Raw genomic sequence first — 19,529 nt, forward strand, 5'->3', positions numbered from 1 at the left:
ACCGAAATTGAGATCGTTCGCTGAACATATCAATCAACGCACGGTATGCAGGAACTGCAGATGCGTTTCGTATTGGTTCAACATATCCAGCACAACCTGCTCTTGGGACCATCCCATAATGTCGTAGTCTTGGCCTCCTTCAATGAGATGAACCTCCGCGCGGTAAAAAATCTCGTTCTGCTTCATACTTGCCATTGATTTACCCGCCAACGACTGATCGGGTAGTGGGTGACCTCGCAAGTTCACTTGATAGACAAAATCGATCTCCTCACCATGAGCGACCTCAAGGCGCAGAATTCCCTCATCGACAATATGATCAGCCATTGCGGTTCGAATGCCATGTCCATTGAGTTCTTCGGCAAAGCTTTGCATCGCTGGATACACCACATCGCGCTGAAAACTTTGCACGCTGGCATCTGCGGGATAAGCGAGCAAATTGGCTAAACGCTGGCGCCACTCTGGATCGCCCGCCTCAACCGGAGGATGAATAGGAATAACTTGACGCTTGGCACCGTCAACCAGCAACGCTTTCCCAAACCCCCAAAATGCCCCCAACAGAGCAACGGAAAAGGGCAATGCGCTGGCAATCGTGGCCGTCTGCAAAGCTTGCAAGCCACCGCCCACCAACAAGATAGAGGCAATTAGCGCAATAACCAATGTCCACACGGTGCGCTGCAAAACCGGCGTATTGTCGTTACCTCTGGCGCTCAACATATTGAGAACCATTGCCCCGCTGTCAGCCGAGGTTACGAAGAAAATCACAATCATCGCCAAGCAAATCAAACTCAGGAACTCGGTGCCCGGCAGATACTCCAAAAACATGAACAGGCCCACCGCCTGATTTTCCTGTACCGCAGTGCCAAGCTCAGCAACGCCCTGATTGGAAATAAGCTCTATCGCACTGCCCCCTAGCACCCCCATCCATAAACAAATAAACAGAGTGGGCACCACAGTGACACCGACGAGAAACTCGCGAATCGTCCGGCCTCTGGAAATTCTCGCGACAAAAACACCCACAAAAGGTGTCCAGCTAATCCACCAACCCCAGTAAAAAATGGTCCAACCCCCCAGCCAATCAGAAGGCGCATACACGTATAAGTCGAGGGTCTTGGGCACTAGGCTCGCAACGTAGCCGCCAAAATTTTGCAACGTGCCAGATAGCAACAACGCCGTCGGGCCGGCTATGAGGATCAGCACCAGCAACAGGACAGCCAACACCGTATTAATTTCAGAGAGTCTTTTAATGCCAGCATCGAGACCCATCACGACCGACACCGTTGCCAACGCCATGGTGCCAAAAATCAGACCCACTTGAACCCCAGCACTAATGGGCAAACCAAAGAGGTAGTTGAATCCTGTATTGATCTGCAACACCCCTAAGCCAAGGCTGACTGAAATACCGTAAGTCGTGCAAATGACTGCGAACACATCGACTGCTGCACCCATTGGCCCATAGATCCGCTCGCCAATAAGGGGGTAAAAGGCTGAACGCAGGGTTAGGGGGAGATCGTGGCGATAGGCGAAGTACGCCAGCACCATGGCGACCGCAGCATAGGTGGCCCAGGCATTAAAACCCCAGTGAAAATACGCCAGCTGAATCGCCTCAGCGGCGGCGAGCGTCGTACCCCCTTCGCCGATTGGTGGTGAGAGATAGTGCATTACCGGCTCAGCAATGCCGTAAAACATAAGGCCAATGCCGATACCTGCCGCAAAAAGCATGGAAAACCACGAAAGAAATCCATACTCGGGCTCAGAGTGGTCAGGGCCTAATTTAATATCGCCATAGCGCGATGCGGCCAACACAATCACCATGACCCCGATCAAAGCCACAACCAAAACGTAGAACCAACTCGCCGTCGCTACAATCGACGATTGCAACCCCGCAAAAAGCTCGGCGCCCTCACCCGGCATAGAAAGCACCAAAAATACGGCGCCGAACAACAGAACCAAGGCTGGGTAAAACACCGCGGGATCAACACTAAAGCGTGGTTTTTCTGGGTCGGTCATAGACATCTCTTATTATAAGTTTTGGTGAGTATACGTGCCTAAGACCTGTAGCCGAGACCCTTTTAGGCAATTTCAGGCGTGAATATAGCGTCTATTACTCCCAACCGGGCAGCCCATTAACAATCCAATGAATTTGCAACGCCGCTATCGCGTTCTAGTATAATTCACAGCCGAAGGTGAAGTTATAGGCTCCAGCGCTCAGGTGTCGCTGCGAGATTGGCTTTTTGATCGCTGCAACTCCCCCACATCCGAAAAATCATTGGGTTGTGGCTGCACTCGAAGGTGTTGTGAGCGTGATAACGGCGCAGGAGATAACAGCGGCATCGATGCCATTCAGCTGTGATTCGATTATCTGAGAAGAATACCCATGACAGCGATAAAGCGTCGACTTGTTTATCTCCCAGATATAGATGGTTTACGTGCCGTAGCAGTGCTCGCCGTTGTTCTATTTCATCTAAAGATCGCGGGCTTTGATGGGGGCTACGTTGGCGTTGATATCTTCTTTGTCATTTCAGGGTTTTTAATCTCTGGCTTGATTCGTGACCGAGCCGAGACGGGCAATTTCAGTTTTTCAGATTTTTATGCCCGGCGCGTAAGCCGCTTGCTTCCCGCCGTGCTAGCAACCGTTGGCGTTACTGCCCTAGCTTCAATATTTATTTTACAACCAGATACCCTAGGTTCGTTTGCCCTTTCTGCAGCCGCCTCAGTGTTCAGTGCTGCAAATTTTATTTTTTATTTTGAATCGGGCTACTGGGATGCAAGTGCAGAACTTAAGCCGCTGCTTCACTTATGGTCCTTAGGCGTCGAGGAACAATTTTACGTGTTTTGGCCCGCCTTCATCATTTTCATGGCTAAAACATCCCGCGCCGTTTACAAGTGGGGCCTTATCGCGCTCGGTCTACTTAGCTTTGCCGCCTGCGTTCACTACACCCCAATTGATAGCGCAGCAAGTTTCTATCTTTTGCCTTTTCGGGTCTGGCAATTTGCGCTGGGTGCTCTCGCTTTGGAATTTTGGCGCAACTACCCTCTCACGGAATTTCCTCGACAAGTATTGCGATCACTAGGGCTCGCACTTTGTGGCTTCAGTATTGCCACGTTCTCTGAAAATACGTCGTTTCCCGGTTGGTTGGCCGTCGTCCCAAGTGCGGGTGCAGCGCTTGTTCTGATCAGTGCCCACGAAACATCTAGCAGTGTTTGGTTGTCCAATTCCTTAGCACGATGGCTTGGACGAATGTCCTACGCACTTTACTTGGTTCACTGGCCGCCAATTGCACTTTATCGCCACTTTTCGGTTTCTGAACTTACACCGGAGATCAAAGCCGGTCTTGCTCTGATTACCGTGATTTTAGCGCTGATCCTGCACTACGGTGTTGAGCGGCAATTCTATCGCCGAGGGCATAGTGCTCGTACGCCATGGCACGGCATCCCAAGCTACACCGTGGGGGTGTCAGTTTTACTCGGGGCTCTATTAGTCGGCGTTCACCAAGACCCTGATCAATTTGCTTATCAACAACCCGTGCTATCCGCCAAAAATGTTCGCGATTACAAATCTCGGCGTTACTCATTAACAAAAGAGGTATGCCGTATCGACGCTGTCGGCATTAGCAAACGCTGTCCTTTACCTAGTGCCAAGGCCGTTTTATTTTTGGGTAACTCCCACGAGGACGATGGCTACAACATCATTAACGGCGCACTGGGGTCTGATAATCACCGACCCTTCATTAGGTTTGGCAGCATCAACGGATGTCGCAATTTTGCGGTTGATGGCGACTGGGCCAGTTCGAGTAACCCTGCTTGCCAACTGCGCCTCACTGCATTGCGCAAAAACCTCGAGACGATTCGTTGGCACAGCATTATATACAGTGCCCGAAGGCCCTATGCCGAAAACAAACGACCAATAATCACCATGCTGGAAACCATTCGCTCTAAGCAGCCTGAGACCCATATCGTTGTGGTTGAGGACTACCTGTCAACCCATCGGGAATGCGCCAGCTTGATAAATGAATACGGGACCTCTCAAGCCTGTGGAGAACTCACAAACCTCGTTGGACTTCCAGGTGTGATTAAGGAATATAGACCCCTTCAAGAACGCGTTGATGCAGTGAGCAACTCTAAGCTGGACAAATTGGGCCTGCTTTGCAGCGGCCAACTACCGGCCTCCTGCCCCACCGAAACACCTTCAGGCCATCCAATGTCGATGGATGAGCACCACCTCACCCTGGAGTTCGCCCAATGGATTGGCAAGCAGGTGGCCGTCAATCCTCCGCTTTGGCTGCAGGATTTGCGCTATCGTGAAAGCGAAAAGAAACCTGCGGGTGATTAATACTCGAGTCGCATGAATCGAGCCGTTGCGGTGCCGAAATTATCCTTAGGTCGTTACCCTTCGCGGCTGGCCTTTGGTGTCGGCCCCAGCAGCAGGCCCCTCGCAAAAACCGGTTATTTAATGGTTTGACTGCTCAAGCACCCGGTTCAGGATAGAAGAAAAGTCTAAGCTGCCGTTACCTTCTGACTGATGGGCTTGGTAGATATCAAGTGCGAGTTGGCCAAGCTTGTTATCGACGCCAGTTCCACCAGCGACCTCCTTGGCTAAACCCAGGTCCTTCACCATGAGATCAACCATAAAACCCGGTTGATAGTCGTTGCCAGCAGGTGCTCCGGGCATAACGTCTGGCCACGGGTTGTAGACTTGTAAGGACCAGTTATTGCCGGAGCTTGCTTTCATAATTTCAGACAAAACTGCGGGTTCAAGGCCTGCCTTTGCACCCATAGCCAACGCCTCGCAGGTGCCGATCATATGTACCGCCAACAGCATGTTATTGGCCGCCTTCGCCACTTGACCTGCACCGGCAGGCCCCGCATGAAATATTTTCTCGCCATTCCCCATAGCCTCAAGAATGACCTTTGCTCGATCAAAAGCTGCAGCAGTACCGCCACACATAAAAGCGAGGGTGCCTGCCTGCGCTGCCGCCACACCACCAGACACCGGTGTATCCATGAATTCAATACCCTGCTCTGCTACCGCCAGCCCTACGTCCCGTGCCGTGTCGCTATCAATCGTGCTGGCATCTAAACAGAGTGTCCCTGGGGACAGATGATCGAGAAGTCCATCATCGCCAATGTAGACTTGCCGCACGTGCTTCCCCGCGGGCAGCATAGTGATCACGACGTCAGCCGTCTTACAGGCCTCAACAGCAGAGCCTGTAATCGTTGCCCCTGCGGATGCCACATCATTCAGAGCATCCTGAGAAAGATCAAAAATCTGCAGTGTATGCCCGGCCGCTAAAAGATTCTTAGCCATGGGGCCACCCATATTGCCAAGACCAATGAAGGCAATGTTTGTCATCAGAACTTCCTATAGTTTGTATTAGGGCAATTCAAGAACGGGTGCGCCCGGAGCGTCGATAAAAAATCCGTCAAGAACGCTCGCGGGTACCGATGCTACCGTGTCGTAAGTCCATTGGGGATTCCTATCCTTATCGATGAGGAGCGCCCGCACCCCTTCACTGAATTCACGGTGCCGCATAATGTGAGCCGCCAATCGCAACTCCGAAATAAACACTGTCTCAAGGGTGGCGTCACGTGATTCATTGAGCTGCCTAAAAATCCATGCTGCAGCGAGTTTGGACCCATTCATCAAGCCATCTCGAGCCCGACTTAACCAAGGGTCATCGCCCTGCCACAATGAAACACGATCAACAATCTGAGCGAGATCGTCGCCCTCGACCCAAGCATTGACCTCGTCCATAAGGGGCTCCACCTGAGCTTGGGGCATGGATGCTCCTGCCGGTAGATCCTTCAGTAGGGCGGCCACGGTGGCATCTGAATCACCCGAAGACCAGTCGCTGGCGACCAGTGCAGCGATGACCTGATCGCGCTGCTCGTTTGCTAAAAAGTAGTTACCAAGGCCACAGAACAAAGCGTCGGCGGCATTAATGTTAGCCGCCGTCAACGCCAGAAAACGCCCCAAGTGGCCGGGCATTTTGTTGAGAAACCAGCTGCCACCCACATCAGGAAATAAGGCAATGGTGACTTCAGGCATGCCAATACGGGTACGCTCGCTCACCACTCGATGGCTGCACCCTGCGAGAATACCCAGTCCACCACCCATAACCACACCATACCCCCAACAGACCACCGGTTTGGGATAGGTGTGAAGCATGTAGTTCATCAAGTATTCTCGAGCGAAAAAGTTCTCTGCGTAGTCGCAGGGCCCACCAGGCATTGCCACACAAGAATCTCGAAGCGCCTGAACATCACCGCCCGCACAAAATGCCTTGTCACCAACACCGTCGATAAAGACTGCGGCGACGGTGTTGTCATCACGCCAGGCCAGCAAACTCTCCAAAATGATCTCAACCATTTCACGGGTTAAAGAGTTCAATGACTGCGGTGCGTTTAAGGTGAGGCGGCCAATACGGTGAGAGCCATCACCCAATAAGTTGCTATCGACAGTTCCTGACATAGCGCTGTTTCCTAACGGTTTTTCCAATCGGGCTTGCGCTTCTCTAAAAACGCGTTAACCCCCTCGCGCTGGTCCTCGGTGCTAAACAACGCAACAAACTCGGTCCGCTCGGCAGCCAGCCCCCCAGCAATGGTAATATCACGCGCGGCATGAATAAGTCGCTTGCAGGCCGTAACAGAGGTTGGGCTTTGTGCACCGGCACTGTTGGCGAGGCGGGTTGCTACAGCAAGCGCCTCTCCAGTGGGGACAACTTCCTCCACGAGCCCAATCGTCAAAGCCTTTTCAGCGCCAATACGCTCACCACAAAGTATCATTCGCTTAGCCCAACCTTGACCCACTAATTGTGTGAGGCGTTGGGTGCCGCCGGCACAGGGCAATAACCCTACCGTAGCCTCCGGCAAAGCCAGTTTTGCTTGCGTCTCAACAACACGAATATCACAGGCCATGGCAACCTCGAGACCGCCACCCATCGCGAAACCGTTAATGGCTGCAACTGATACACCACGGAAATCTGATAGCGCCTCAAAAGCGGCGCCAAAGGCTTCGCCCATAGCTCGCGCCGTCTCAGGGTCACCGTCAGCGAACAACTTGAGGTCTGCACCCGCAGAGAAAAACTTTTCGCCGGCGCCGGTGAGCACCAATGCATAAATTTGATCATCGGCGTTGAGGGCCTGCACAATTGCGCCGAGTGCGGGAAGGCTTTCAGTATCCCAAGTGTTAGCTGCAGGATTATCGATAGTCAGTGTCGCAACATGACCCTCAACGCTGACCTTGATTTTATCCGAGGGGCTTGTAATCACTTTATAACCTCCAGCGCGCCGTCCATCATAAGTTTGCGACCCACGATGACGCGCATCACCTCGTTGGTCCCTTCTAAAATCTGGTGCACCCTTGTGTCACGGACATACCGCTCTACGGGGTACTCTCGGATGTAGCCATAACCACCAAACAATTGCAGCGCGTCGTTACAAACCTTGAATCCAACGTCTGTGGCGAAGCGCTTGGCCATCGCACAATAAGTCGATGCTTGGGTGTCCCCCGCATCGAGCTTGCTAGCTGCGAGCCGAATCATTTGCCGTGCTGCAACCAATTCAGTAACCATGTCGGCAAGCTTAAACTGTGTATTTTGGAAATCGGCAATTGCCTGCCCAAACTGCTTTCGGTCGGAGACATAAACTTGAGCGTCTTCGAGGGCTTGTTGTGCCGTACCCACCGAGCACGTAGCAATATTGATACGGCCACCATCGAGCCCTTCCATCGCGATAGCGAAACCCTGCCCTTCTGCACCTAGACGGTGACTGACCGGCACTTCCACGTTATCGAAAGTAATCATTCGCGTGGGCTGTGCGTTCCAACCCATCTTGTGCTCTTTCTTGCCGTAATTAACGCCGGGGGCGTCTGCGGGGATCAACAGCGCGGTGATGCCTTTTGAGCCAGCATCCCCGGTGCGGGTCATCACCACCAAAACGTCGGTATCACCCGCCCCCGAAATAAAAACTTTGCTGCCGTTTACACGGTAAATGTCGCCATCTAGGTCCGCTCGAGTTCTTAAGGAAGCCGCATCAGACCCGGCACCAGGCTCGGTTAAACAGTAAGAAGCAAGCATTTCTCCAGCAACAAGCCCCGGACACCACACATCAATCACGGCCTGCTGACAGTATTTGCCAATCATATTGGTGGCCATGTTATGAATGGTTAAAAAAGCGGCCGTAGTGGTACAACCACGGGCCAACTCTTCAACGATCAGACTCGCGTCTAACCGGGACATGCCCAGTCCACCCGCACTTTCCGGGGTATACATGCCCATGAATCCCATATCTCCCGCAGCTTTTAAGGTGGCCTTGGGGAAAACAGACTCTGCGTCCCAGGTAGCCGCATGGGGGGCCAGCTCTCCAAGAGCAAACTCTCGGGCGCTATTTGCGTAGGCTCGCTGTTCATCATCGAGTTCGTAATTCAAAATCACTTATCCCAAAACTGTTAAAAATTTCACGGCCCTCTGGCTTGCACGACCTCTTGCCGCGGGCAACTGTAACAAAAATGCCTCGGTGACTCGTTATCGGGCACACCTTGCCAACACAGGTTGAACGCAATTTCTGGGGTGACCGCAACGACCACTATTTTTTTGCCCCAGCCACCCGTTAGTCGCAGCTTTCACCGCTTCAGTGCCCAAGTGGGCACCCAGTTAACCTCAAACCGAGACCCACTTTCGATGACCCGGTTAGCTCATTACCGGTGGCAATTCGACGCCAAAAAGGCAAAGAACTTGGTCCGTCTTGGTACTAACGCCTATCCTTGTTGCTGACAAGGTAATAGTCCAGCGTTTATTATAGGGAATCACCGTTTTTCTTAAACAAATACTGGAAGCACAGGATGAACTCAGCAGCCATTGACCCCCTCACTGACCCAAAGGCTTACATCGCCAGTTTAGTGGCGCGCTCCCGTGCCGCCCAGCAGGCAATTGAGCATTACTCTCAAGAGCAGGTCGATGACCTAATTCGGGCCATGGTTTGGGCGGTTGCACAACCCGGTGTAGCCGAGGAGGTCGCTCAATTCACCGTGGACGAAACCCGACTTGGCAATTACGAAGGCAAGTTCCTTAAAATCCAGCGTAAAACACGCGCGACTTTAGCCGACATTATTGACGATAAGTCTGTTGGCGTTATTGAAGAATATCCCGATCGAAACATTAAAATTATTGCAAAGCCGCTTGGGGTCATTGGCGCACTGGCGCCCTCGACCAATCCCGAGGCAACTCCGGTGATCAAGGGTATTCATGCGGTCAAAGGCCGCAATTCAATCATCATTGCACCGCACCCCCGGGCAAAACTGACCAATAAGAAAATTTGTGATTTGATGAGAAGTGCACTCAAACGCATGGGAGCACCCGAAGATTTGGTGATAGGTATTGAAACCCCATCGTTAGACACCACCAACGAGCTCATGCGGCAATGCGATCGCGTCCTTGCTACCGGCGGTGGCGCCATGGTGTCTGCAGCCTATTCGAGTGGCACCCCGGCACTCGGCGTCGGTGTGGGCAATGCCGTAATCACCGTAGACTCATCAGCCGACCTCGACGACGCCGCGGAGAAGATTCGCATCTCCAAAACTCTTGATTTGGCGGCTTCATGCTCGTCCGACAACTCAGTACTGCTGATTGACGAAATCTACGACGACATGTTGCAGCGCCTTCAAGCTCAAGGGGGCTATGTCTGTTCAGAGGAGGAGAAGGCCAAACTGCAAGCGACACTCTGGGACGAGGAGCTACATATCAACACGGCCATGGTTGCCCAGCCTGTGGATCGAATTGCCGCTATGGCCGGAATTGAGCCCCCAGAAGGCACCCAATTCTTGATCGTTCTCGAGGACGGTTTCGGCCCCGAACACCCTTTCTCTGGAGAGAAATTATCCGTCATCATGGCTCTGTATCGTGCCCGAGACATTGAGCACGCCATTGAATTGACCCGTAATATTCAAGCCTACCAAGGCCAGGGCCACTCTTGCGGCATCTACTCAAACAATGACAACAACATTATGAAGTTAGCGGCAAGCACCCACACTTCAAGAGTTATGGTGAACCAGCCACAGGCTGCTTCTAACAGCGGTAACGTGTGGAACGGCATGCGCCAGACATTTTCCTTAGGTTGTGGCTCGTGGGGGGGCAACGGCACCAACCACAATGTGTCATGGCGGGACCTTATCAATGAGACCTGGGTCTCAAAGCCCTTAGCCCAAAATAAAATTGTGCCCTCAGATGAAGATTTATTTGGAGGTGTCAGGGACAAACTGGCATAAGACATTTTACTAACTGGTTCTGAGCGGCAGGGGCGCAGTCATCTGTGGGGATGACTCCCTGACTCGCTGATCAAATCAGCAATGAGTAGGTAATCAAGGCTGCGTATGAAACACCCACAGGTTGAGTCAAACACCGCTTCGGCCAACCTTGCTGAGGTCGCTGCCACCCTAGCTCGGGTCATTCCAGCGTTACACGAGCACGAGTTTCCCCAGATTTTCACCCAGGCCCTAATGGACCTTACCGGTGCCGAGGACGGCACCCTACTTTGGTTCAGATCCGATCACCTACCCCAGGTCGCTTACAACGAACCCCGCACCGACGGCGCCGAGAGCACCTTGGACGCCTACCTGCAAGGTGCCTTTTTGTTAGACCCCTTTTACCGCGCAGCAGGCATTGACGGATTACGAGGGATATTTGCACTGGGAGACCTAGCACCAGAGGGTTTCAGAGATAGTGAGTACTTCTCAACGTGGTACCCGCTCACAGGCTTCAATGACGAATGCGGCATTTTGCTATCACTGCCCGACGGCTTTCTGCACTGTGCTCTCACCACCATGGCCCCCGATCGTTTTTTTACCGCGGAACAACTCAAAACCATTGCCGACGCCTTCCCCGCTATTGAAGCACTGGCACAAAGTCATTGGGCAAACGCGCCGCAATTCAACCCCAAACAACCCCAGATACGTCAACAGCTTAATGGCGCGCTGGCGACTTTTGGCAGCTCGCTGCTGACTCGTCGTGAACGAGAAGTGGTGGAACATGTGTTGCTGGGAAACAGCACACGACGTATTGCTGAGAAACTCGGGGTCTCTGCAGAAACCATTAAGCTGCATCGTAAACACGCCTACAGCAAGCTAGACATTTCATCACAGGGAGAATTATTCTGCTTGTTTATGGATTGTATATTTAGCATTCCGCAAGACTATAACCAAGACCCTCTAATTGCTTACCAGCAAAGTCGATGAGCACAACCGGTTAAGATCGAAGCCACAGCAACGCAAACCAAGGCTACCCTCACTTGCGATCTGGTTAAGGCGCCCAGCGCCAAGCAAAAACGGCGCCTTCCTCACGTGAGAAAATACAACAAGGGCAATTGTCAAATTTAGCTAATTGCCGTCTTTAAGAAGCCATTGGTGAATTTTAGCGATTTTTAATTTATTTTATTGGCAAGATAGTGCCAAGAAAACCGCAGATTGATCAACCACGGCTTTTAATCACCGTAAGATTTTCTAGGCGTTAAAGATTTTTCAGCGAATTTATCCGAATTAAGCGCATATTTAACCGGAAATCTCGTATTTTTCGATAAAGTTGGCAAGTTGGTGGGCTTGAGAGGCTCGGCAAAAACTTAGCCGCATGAGAAACCATCAATCCCGTGACTCCCCTCTGTACCTTAATGCAAACTCGGGATCGAGCCCGAAAACAAACTAATTGGCCCTACCCTGAAAATTGGGCGCCCACCCCCAAAGGGGTAATGCTCCTCCGCAACGCATGTGTCACGATGCGCATAACGCGCAACTCTTGCCTTGTCCACAGCGACCGCCAACCGCGAGAGACCGACGACCAGACTTAGGGGAAATACCGTGAACGCTACACTCGACACCGCCACACTCAAGAAGCTCGATCAGGACCATCATTTTCACCCATTTACAGACTTCAATGACTATGCCCAAAACGGTGGCCGAATTATCAGCAGGGCTGAGCATATTTACATTTACGATTCGGATGGCCACAAAATTCAAGACGGCATGTCCGGATTGTGGTGTTGTAACTTGGGCTACAGCATGGATGCGATCAAAAACGCCGTCGCTGCACAACTCCAAGAGCTGCCGTTCTACAACAATTTCTTTCGATGTTCGAACCAGCCCGCGGTAGAGCTCGCCAGCAAACTTGCAGAGGTCACACCTAAGGGTTTCAACCACGCTTTTTTCACGAATTCGGGCTCGGAGGCTAACGATACTCAGTTGAAGCTGGTGCACCGCTACTTCGACCTCTTGGGTAAACCCAACAAAAAGCTCGTCATCAGCCGAAAGAATGCGTATCACGGCTCCACCATCGCCGCCAGCTCACTAGGCGGCATGTCAGCCATGCATGATCAGACCATGGGTTTAAACTACATTCATCACATCAACCAGCCGCACTGGTTTGAGCGTGGCGGCGACCTCGATGAGGCCAGCTTTGGTATTCAAGCGGCCAGAGAGCTTGAGGCCAAAATTGATGAATTGGGCGAAGAAAATGTGGCGGCCTTTATTGCCGAACCGGTGCAAGGGGCAGGGGGCGTAATTATTCCCCCCGAGAGTTATTGGCCAGAAATAAAACGCATTCTCGACGAACGCGACATCCTGTTTATTTCTGACGAAGTAATTTGTGGGTTTGGTCGCACTGGGCGCTGGTTTGGCTGCGAAACCTACGGCGTGGAACCCGATCTGATCACCTTTGCAAAAGCTGTCACCAACGGCTTTATGCCCCTTGGGGGCTCGATGATCAACGACAAAATGGCTGACGTGTTGCTAAGCGGGGGAGGGGAGTTCGCTCACGGGCTCACCTATTCAGGGCATCCCGCCTCTTGCGCTGCCGGACTCGCCACCCTCGATATTTACCAGAACACCGGCATTATCGAGAAAACAGCTGAAGACCTTGCCCCTCACTTTGCCATGCGAGTCAAAGAGCTCGAGGCCCATGCCATCGTTGGGCAGGTCAGAGTACTGGGTATGTTCGCTGCGGCAGAATTAGTCAAAGACAAAGGCAGTAGAGAACGTTTAGCCCCAGAGTCAGCAGGCGCAGTTTACTGTAGAGATCGCGCTATCGAAGACGGTCTAATGGTGCGCCAAACAGGTGATGCGATGATCATGGCGCCTCCCTTTGTGACCACACCTGCAGAAATCGATACGCTCTTTGAAAAGTTGTCTGTAGCCCTCGATAAAACGGCGAGTCACTACAGCGCATCCTAGAGCGCGTTATTTATCCCCTTAATCTGCGGGCCCAGAGCCCGCGTATTATGGGGATGGAAGCACTCTCTCAATCACTGCGACGTCTGCGGGCACTCGGCCTCGCCGAAAAGACCTGGTTTAACGCCATCTGGTTTCAAAGCACTTGGTTTTTATGCGTGCTAGGGCGTGATGCACTGCTGCTTTACACCTTGGCCATGCTGACGCTGCATTTCACATTGGTCGCCTCAGCACGTGATGAGGCGAGGCGACTGCTACCGATAGCTGCTGTGGGGATTGGTGTTGATACCCTACTGAGTGTCATTGGCATTTTTGATTTTGGCCCTGTTCTCGTTCCCCTATGGCTCATGGCCTTGTGGGTGGCCTTTGCCGCGGCTTTGACCCGTGCCCTGGGCGTTTTTGGTCGTTCACGGGGGTTGGCTGCATTAGTAGGAGGTATTGGCGTGCCGTTTAATTACGCTGTTGGCGCGAAAATGGGCGCCGTCGCGCTACCAATGGACCCTGTAGTCTCCGGTGCTGTGCTCATCGCCACGTGGGCCATACTATTACCCGGGCTTTATCAGATAGCCGGAAAAGCCCCACCCCTGGAGCAAGCATGAGCGGACACAGCGAAACGATAAACACTATTAATGAGCCGAGTAGACCACTTGCCTTCGCGAAGCTTTGGTTAATCAGCGCAGCATGCTTAGTGGCCGTTTGTATGTCCATTGCCACGGCATATGCAGGGGGGAATCAAACGTCTCCCGGGTACAACCCCTTGAGCCCTGCATCATCAACTCTCGCTGCTAATGTGTATACAGACCAAAACGTTGCACTGAAAAAATGCGGGGCGGCGCTGCTCAAGGTGTTTTTTTGGGAGGTGTATGAATCGAGCCTTTACACCCCCGACGGAACGTGGAACGAGGGCACAAAGCCATTTCGCCTCGATATCCGTTACCTACGCACGATTTCTGCGGAGGACTTAGCCAAGCAGACGGGAAAAGAATGGGCCGAGCAGGGCAAAGTGTCAGCCCAGCATGCGCAATGGCAGGAAGATTTACGCGTCATGTGGCCCAATGTCACCGAGGGGGATGTCATTTCACTGGCGATCAACAAAGCCGGAGTCTCAACATTCCTGTTTAACGGGGAACGCCTTGGCAGCCTGCAAAACCCACAATTTGGCGAGGATTTTTCCGGTATCTGGCTAGCTGCAGACACAACGCGACCCAAACTACGAAAGCAACTCATTGGCCTCTCGAAGTAGGCGCTTAAACACCATAAACTCAGTGCCGGAGCGACCATAAGAGGACGCCCAAAGCAATCTCAACTAAGCCCGATAGGCTGCGACCTGCTGCTTGGCAGAAGCGCCCACAAGCAACGCCGCCAACTCTTCTAAGCCGGGGTCTGTTAACAAAGCATCCCGACGTACGACTTGACTAACTTTAGACCGTCGTCGCATAAAGTCTGATAGCTCAACAATCCATTCTCGCTTAGCAATGAGGCGCAGCTCTGCCCGAGTATATTCAGCTCCAGTAAGCACGTGCTCTGCCTCAGTGATGTTCGAGGCTATGTCATCGAGAAGGTCAAAGGCAGCCCTATCATAGCGGCGCCAAAATCGGATCGAGAGTGGCTCTGAGGCACTCGATGGCGTGAGTTTATCCAGCTCCATTGCCGCGGCTCGAGCCATAAATTTTGCGCGGCAACCAGCGCCCGACTCCCCAAACCACTTGGCATCCGGATCTGGAATTTCTACTCCAAGATCAGACATTACCGACACTAACTCATCACCCACATTCAGGCAGTCTGTGAGCTTGCCCCCAAATACACTCACAAAGGCCCGCTCACTATCGACCTCAACCTGATGTTCTCGGGATAACTGCACCCAATCACGACCAGCGACGTCACCGGCGACAGCCAGAGGCCGAACACCAACCCGCTCGGCAATCACATCAGCAGCGGTCAGAGGTTTAGGCAAGTTGAGCAGGGCATTCGCGTTAGCAAGAACAAAGTCTCGATCCTTTGTTGTAACACCCACCGACGGGTCATCAACAGGGGTATCAGTAGTGCCAATACAAGTCTTAGGCCCCATCGGGATGACAAAGAACAACCGTCCATCGCTGGCAAAAAATGTCAAAACTTTAGCGGCATCAGTGACACGGTCTACAATTAGGTGAATGCCCTTCGACAGCACATGGCGGTGCTCTGTCGCGACACCCACAGACTCATTAAGAAGGTCAGTGTTGGGTCCTGTCGCGTTGACAATCGTCTTCGCATTTAACGAAAAGACACGATCAGCCACGCGATCGCGCAATGTCGCGCGCCAACAAGATTGGTCAGATAGCCACTCTAGGGCCTCAACGGCGAGATAGTTAGCCGCAAGTCCACCCGCATCCGCTGCACGACGCACAAAATTGAACACAAAACGCGAGTCGTTGTCGTAGAGATAGCAATCTGAGTACTCCAGACCACCCACCACACCTTCAGCAGCCACAACCGGCGCCTCACTGCGAATCTTTCCCGTCGTCAGATAGCGTGGTGCGGCCATTCGACAGTTTCCCATAAGCCAATAGAGCAGCGCGCCCAGCCATACAAAGGCCGACCACATCCGGAATCCTTTGCCAATACTCGTAAAAAAGCGGATCTCTCGAACGGTCGATGGATAGGCATCCATCAGCCGGTTTCGAGAGCGGCAGAGTTTACGCACCAGGCGCCATTCACCAGACTCAAGGTATTTAATTCCCCCCCACGCAAGATTACTAGAATGAGAACTAACGCCCCCAGCGAAATCTCCACGATCCACTACACCCACCTTTACACCGCAACCTGCCAAGGCTGCGGCCGCAACCGCACCATTGATACCGGCGCCCACCACCAATGTGTCTAAGCAGGCATTTTCAAGTGCCGCAAGGGTTTGCTCCCGTGCGGGAGGTGAGTAAAGAGAGGCGGAGGTGTCCTCAAGCATGTTTATAAACTCTTGAAATACAGCGAACTGGCCATTGGTTTGGACGTGCAGGGCCCTGATGAGATTGTGCCACGTCAGGCGCAAACGTTAACAGCATTTTGGGAGTACCTTTGTCATGACCTCAAGCGTGGACAAGCTCTCTTGCAGGCCGCAAACTCTCCACTGACCAATAATCATGGCGTTGTCATGTTGCAGCAACTCGACGAACACTACCGCGGACTGAATTACCCATGGGGTCGTCAGCAAGCACCCGAACCCCTGAAACCATTCCCTGTAGCTGAGGGTGTTTGGTGGGTACGTATGCCCATGCCCATGGCTCTTGATCACATTAATTTGTGGCTGCTTGAAGATGGTGATGGCTGGACCGTGGTTGATACGGGTCTCGCATCCGAAGATTCCCGAACAATATGGGAGGGGTTATTCGGAGATTTCATGGGCGGTAAGCCCATTCTCAGAGTTATCTGCACTCATATGCATCCCGACCACATCGGTCTTGCTGGATGGCTTTGCGAACAGTTTGACTGTCCCCTATGGATGACCCGTGAGGAGTACGTCATGTGTCAGCTGATGGCGAGCTATACCGGCCGTGACGCACCAAAGGCAGGCGTAGACTTTTATCGCGGCGCGGGCTACGACGATCATCAGCTCGATCAATATCGCCAACGCTTCGGGACCTTTGGCGCCATGATGGCGCCCATGCCTCACTGCTTTCGACGCATGGTCGACCGAGAAACCATCACCATTGGTGATCGTTACTGGCAAGTGATTGTCGGGTCAGGTCATTCACCTGAGCATGCCTGTTTGTACTGCCCAGCCTTAAAAATTCTTATTGCAGGTGATCAAGTCCTGCCAAGGATTACCCCCAACGTCTCCGTCTTCCCAACAGAGCCCGAGGGTAATCCTCTGGCTGAATGGATGGACTCAAACGCCCGCCTGCTCAACATTCTACCCAATGATCTTCTAGTGCTACCGGCTCACCAAAACCCCTTTCATGGGTTGCACATTCGCATCAACCAGATCATTGACAGTCACCGACAGGGCTTGCAGTCGGTATACGACTACCTTTCAGAGCCCAAGCGCGCGGTAGACTGCTTTCCCAGTCTATTCACACGAGAAATTTCCGATAAATTAATAGGCCTGGCCACGGGTGAAACGCTCGCTAATCTGAATCTTTTATTGCAGCGGGGCAATATCAGTAAAAATACCGACGAGGCCGGTGTGCATTGGTATACCCAAAATCCCGACGCCCGCTATATTGATAACGATGAAAACATTCCTCTCGCGACTTAAAGCGCTAGTTTTTCGCTACTACTATCGCTTTATCAATGCGAGGGTTTGGCGTGACGCGCCCCCCGGGCGGGATGTGGCAACCAGTACCCTGATACTGCCCATAGACCACCGACCGATCCGAGCACGTATGTACCATGGGCGGGAAGACCACCCTATTATTATTTATTTCCATGGTGGTGGTTGGGTTATTGGCGACCTCGACACCCACGATCCTTTTTGCCGCGCTTTAGTTGCCGCTACCGATTGCACTCTGATGTCGGTCGACTACCGTTTGGCACCGGAATATCCTTTTCCAGCCGCCCACGATGACAGTTTTCACGCCACTCGATGGATCTTGGACAACCTGAATACTTTGGCACCGAACAACGGAAAAGCGATCATCGCAGGAGACAGTGCAGGCGGTAATTTGGCCGCCTGCACCCTAGCTTCAATGCCAGAGGAACCGCGACTCGTAGGAAGTATCCTGCTATACCCGGCCACAGAGCACTACCTGCATGGCTTTCCATCTTTTAGTGAGCACGCCCGCTCCAAGCCACTGACAGCACCTATCATGCGCTGGTTTGTCGATACTTACATGGGGGATATCACCCCTGCAGACCCGGCCGCAAAGCAGGTATTCCTCAACAGACGCACCGATTACCGCGACTTTCCAAGAAGTTTAATTGTCACAGCAGAACGAGACGTACTAAGAGATGATGGCCGACGCCTAGGTATTCGCATGCGTCAGGCTGGGGTCGACGTGACCTACCACCACTACGATGACGAAGCGCACGGTTTCGCTTGTTCAGAGGGTCCAACCGCCGGCCATCAGCACTTCATCAGCCTCGCCAGCGATTGGCTCAAGCCCTTCTCAACTACGCCGTAATTGCTCTCAATACCTGACCAACGTCTGACCCTGTGAGAATTCTTGGTGAGAAATAACCGTCACTCTCTTCCAGGGCGCGTTCGGTAATTTTTTCGTAATCCGCAACCTTAATGGCGTCAGAATTACCCGGTAGGCCCACGCTCTCACGCAAAGACTCCATAGCATCAATGGCAGCACCTGCCCCAGAAACCCCCATTAAAGGGGCTAATTCTTCAAGGCTGGTTTTTGCAGAGTCCCCAAAAACCCGCAAAACATGGGGCAGGACCATGGCGTTGGCAACGCCGTGGGGCAAGTGATAAAAGGCTCCAAGCTGATGAGCTATGGCGTGGACCGCCCCGACGTTCACCTGATTAATCGCTACACCGCCATAATAAGCGGCCATCGACATTCCCAGTCGAGCCTCAGAATCACCGGGCTCTGCCATCACTCGCGGGAGCCAGTGGGCCACGCCACGCACACACATACGGGCTGTTTCTAAACTGGTGCCTCTACTCCAAATACCGATATAAGCCTCAACACCGTGCGTCAGAGCATCTAATCCCGTAGCCGCAGTAATCGCGGGGGGCAGCGCCAGTAAGAGGTCAGGGTCTAGGGCGACTGCAACCGGTAGAAGTGCCGCGCCGCTGATGACCACCTTGCTCTGATCACCTTCGTGAGTGATGACTGCACCCATGGTCGCCTCACTGCCGGTTCCCGCTGTAGTGGGAATGGCATAGAGTGGCGCTGCCGTGTCAGGCGCTTTATTGATACCCGCCCAAGACTCGGGCTCATCTGTAGAATCAAGGGTCGCCGCAATGATTTTCGCGGCATCCATTGACGATCCACCGCCTACTGCGAGAATGGCGGTGCACGCCTGCTCACGCAGTATCTGCGCACCCTCACGAACCTGAGTAAAGGTCGGATCCGGCTGCACTCCGTCATACCAGATCAAATCTATTCCAGCATTAATAAGAACCTCGCAGGCTCGACTAGCAATCCCCAGTTCACGCAAAGGCCGATCAGTAACGATGAGCACGCGCTGATGGCCACTCTCTAAGATGCGCTGGCAAAGATGATTTGCGCTGCCCGATCCCACCAAGGCGAAATGGGGCGCTGTGGATTTATTACCGAATAACAACCGTGCCATTGTGAAATTAAACTGCCGTTTGGCGCTGCGCAAAAACATAGGTTTAGCCACAGATTCCTCCCAAAAATTAAACTTAGGGGGTGCACATTACTCCCCATCA

At 52.7% G+C, this 19,529-nt stretch carries 15 protein-coding genes; 8 read left to right on the forward strand and 7 right to left on the reverse strand.

Translation table 11 applies throughout. From position 1 onward, the window contains the following. Window positions 1-33: 33 nt before the first annotated feature. On the reverse strand, window positions 34-2,007 hold the full coding sequence (locus tag ACMAZB_RS14855; protein WP_435218300.1) for a BCCT family transporter: 1,974 nt from the start codon (window positions 2,005-2,007) through the stop codon (window positions 34-36). 367 nt (window positions 2,008-2,374) lie between these two features. Here ACMAZB_RS14855 and ACMAZB_RS14860 point away from each other — a divergent pair, with 367 nt between their 5' ends. Further along, entirely contained in the window at window positions 2,375-4,330 is a 1,956-nt protein-coding gene (locus tag ACMAZB_RS14860) for an acyltransferase family protein (RefSeq protein ID WP_435218302.1), read from the forward strand. Between the two features lie 117 nt (window positions 4,331-4,447). On the opposite strand, the gene mmsB is transcribed toward ACMAZB_RS14860, so the two are convergent. Genes mmsB through ACMAZB_RS14880 form a run of 4 tightly spaced genes read right to left on the reverse strand, consistent with a single transcriptional unit; the run spans window position 4,448 to window position 8,426 of the window. Continuing rightward, window positions 4,448-5,350 carry a 3-hydroxyisobutyrate dehydrogenase gene (mmsB, locus tag ACMAZB_RS14865; protein WP_435218304.1) on the reverse strand — a complete coding sequence of 301 codons (903 nt, stop codon included), beginning with the start codon at window positions 5,348-5,350 and terminating at the stop codon, window positions 4,448-4,450. 21 nt (window positions 5,351-5,371) lie between these two features. After that, on the reverse strand, window positions 5,372-6,469 hold the full coding sequence (locus ACMAZB_RS14870) for an enoyl-CoA hydratase/isomerase family protein (RefSeq protein ID WP_435218306.1): 1,098 nt from the start codon (window positions 6,467-6,469) through the stop codon (window positions 5,372-5,374). Window positions 6,470-6,480: 11 nt separating this feature from the next. Next, window positions 6,481-7,269, reverse strand: coding sequence for an enoyl-CoA hydratase (locus tag ACMAZB_RS14875; RefSeq protein ID WP_435213093.1), 789 nt, complete (start codon window positions 7,267-7,269; stop codon window positions 6,481-6,483). After that, window positions 7,266-8,426 (reverse strand): acyl-CoA dehydrogenase family protein, encoded by a 1,161-nt coding sequence (locus tag ACMAZB_RS14880; protein ID WP_435218308.1) that lies wholly within the window; start codon window positions 8,424-8,426, stop codon window positions 7,266-7,268. Before ACMAZB_RS14880 ends, ACMAZB_RS14875 begins: the two co-directional genes overlap by 4 nt. 413 nt (window positions 8,427-8,839) lie before the next feature. On the opposite strand from ACMAZB_RS14880, the gene ACMAZB_RS14885 reads away from it, so the two are divergent. The 5 genes from ACMAZB_RS14885 to ACMAZB_RS14905 all read left to right on the forward strand — a co-directional run bounded on the left by ACMAZB_RS14885 (window position 8,840) and on the right by ACMAZB_RS14905 (window position 14,450). Further along, entirely contained in the window at window positions 8,840-10,261 is a 1,422-nt protein-coding gene (locus ACMAZB_RS14885; RefSeq protein WP_435218310.1) for an aldehyde dehydrogenase family protein, read from the forward strand. Between the two features lie 105 nt (window positions 10,262-10,366). Further along, complete coding sequence (locus ACMAZB_RS14890; protein ID WP_435218312.1) at window positions 10,367-11,227, forward strand: response regulator transcription factor; 861 nt, start codon at window positions 10,367-10,369, stop codon at window positions 11,225-11,227. 615 nt (window positions 11,228-11,842) lie between these two features. Beyond that, complete coding sequence (locus tag ACMAZB_RS14895) at window positions 11,843-13,210, forward strand: aminotransferase (protein WP_435218314.1); 1,368 nt, start codon at window positions 11,843-11,845, stop codon at window positions 13,208-13,210. A 47-nt stretch (window positions 13,211-13,257) separates the two neighbouring features. Further along, window positions 13,258-13,806 carry a DUF2878 domain-containing protein gene (locus tag ACMAZB_RS14900; RefSeq protein ID WP_435213101.1) on the forward strand — a complete coding sequence of 183 codons (549 nt, stop codon included), beginning with the start codon at window positions 13,258-13,260 and terminating at the stop codon, window positions 13,804-13,806. After that, the gene (locus ACMAZB_RS14905) at window positions 13,803-14,450 is read left to right on the forward strand and encodes a chalcone isomerase family protein (RefSeq protein WP_435218316.1); all 648 of its coding nucleotides are present in this window, start codon (window positions 13,803-13,805) and stop codon (window positions 14,448-14,450) included. The genes ACMAZB_RS14900 and ACMAZB_RS14905 overlap by 4 nt, the downstream gene beginning before the upstream one ends. A 63-nt stretch (window positions 14,451-14,513) precedes the next feature. Here the strand turns inward: ACMAZB_RS14905 and ACMAZB_RS14910 are convergent, their stop codons facing one another. Further along, window positions 14,514-16,148 carry a glycerol-3-phosphate dehydrogenase/oxidase gene (locus ACMAZB_RS14910; protein WP_435218318.1) on the reverse strand — a complete coding sequence of 545 codons (1,635 nt, stop codon included), beginning with the start codon at window positions 16,146-16,148 and terminating at the stop codon, window positions 14,514-14,516. A 12-nt stretch (window positions 16,149-16,160) separates the two neighbouring features. Here ACMAZB_RS14910 and ACMAZB_RS14915 point away from each other — a divergent pair, with 12 nt between their 5' ends. Next, window positions 16,161-17,438 (forward strand): MBL fold metallo-hydrolase, encoded by a 1,278-nt coding sequence (locus ACMAZB_RS14915; protein ID WP_435213107.1) that lies wholly within the window; start codon window positions 16,161-16,163, stop codon window positions 17,436-17,438. Beyond that, window positions 17,413-18,303: an alpha/beta hydrolase gene (locus ACMAZB_RS14920; protein WP_435213109.1), complete on the forward strand. Its 891-nt coding sequence runs from the start codon at window positions 17,413-17,415 to the stop codon at window positions 18,301-18,303. The genes ACMAZB_RS14915 and ACMAZB_RS14920 overlap by 26 nt, the downstream gene beginning before the upstream one ends. Here ACMAZB_RS14920 and ACMAZB_RS14925 read toward each other — a convergent pair. Continuing rightward, window positions 18,293-19,480, reverse strand: coding sequence for an iron-containing alcohol dehydrogenase (locus tag ACMAZB_RS14925; protein ID WP_435218320.1), 1,188 nt, complete (start codon window positions 19,478-19,480; stop codon window positions 18,293-18,295). The two genes, ACMAZB_RS14920 and ACMAZB_RS14925, sit on opposite strands and share 11 nt — an antisense overlap. Between the last annotated feature and the right edge of the window lie 49 nt (window positions 19,481-19,529).

Origin of the sequence: Luminiphilus sp. nBUS_07 (assembly GCF_051201685.1) — a bacterium.
In the GTDB taxonomy this organism is placed as follows: Bacteria; Pseudomonadota; Gammaproteobacteria; order Pseudomonadales; family Halieaceae; genus Luminiphilus.

What these genes read in the sequence shown, in the direction of transcription:
- ACMAZB_RS14855 (WP_435218300.1), bottom strand. Translation starts at nt 2,007, where the DNA reads ATGACCGACCCAGAAAAACCACGCTTTAGTGTTGATCCCGCGGTGTTT.
- ACMAZB_RS14860 (WP_435218302.1), top strand. Translation starts at nt 2,375, where the DNA reads ATGACAGCGATAAAGCGTCGACTTGTTTATCTCCCAGATATAGATGGT.
- mmsB (WP_435218304.1), bottom strand. Translation starts at nt 5,350, where the DNA reads ATGACAAACATTGCCTTCATTGGTCTTGGCAATATGGGTGGCCCCATG.
- ACMAZB_RS14870 (WP_435218306.1), bottom strand. Translation starts at nt 6,469, where the DNA reads ATGTCAGGAACTGTCGATAGCAACTTATTGGGTGATGGCTCTCACCGT.
- ACMAZB_RS14885 (WP_435218310.1), top strand. Translation starts at nt 8,840, where the DNA reads ATGAACTCAGCAGCCATTGACCCCCTCACTGACCCAAAGGCTTACATC.
- ACMAZB_RS14890 (WP_435218312.1), top strand. Translation starts at nt 10,367, where the DNA reads ATGAAACACCCACAGGTTGAGTCAAACACCGCTTCGGCCAACCTTGCT.
- ACMAZB_RS14900 (WP_435213101.1), top strand. Translation starts at nt 13,258, where the DNA reads ATGGGGATGGAAGCACTCTCTCAATCACTGCGACGTCTGCGGGCACTC.
- ACMAZB_RS14905 (WP_435218316.1), top strand. Translation starts at nt 13,803, where the DNA reads ATGAGCGGACACAGCGAAACGATAAACACTATTAATGAGCCGAGTAGA.
- ACMAZB_RS14910 (WP_435218318.1), bottom strand. Translation starts at nt 16,148, where the DNA reads ATGCTTGAGGACACCTCCGCCTCTCTTTACTCACCTCCCGCACGGGAG.
- ACMAZB_RS14920 (WP_435213109.1), top strand. Translation starts at nt 17,413, where the DNA reads ATGAAAACATTCCTCTCGCGACTTAAAGCGCTAGTTTTTCGCTACTAC.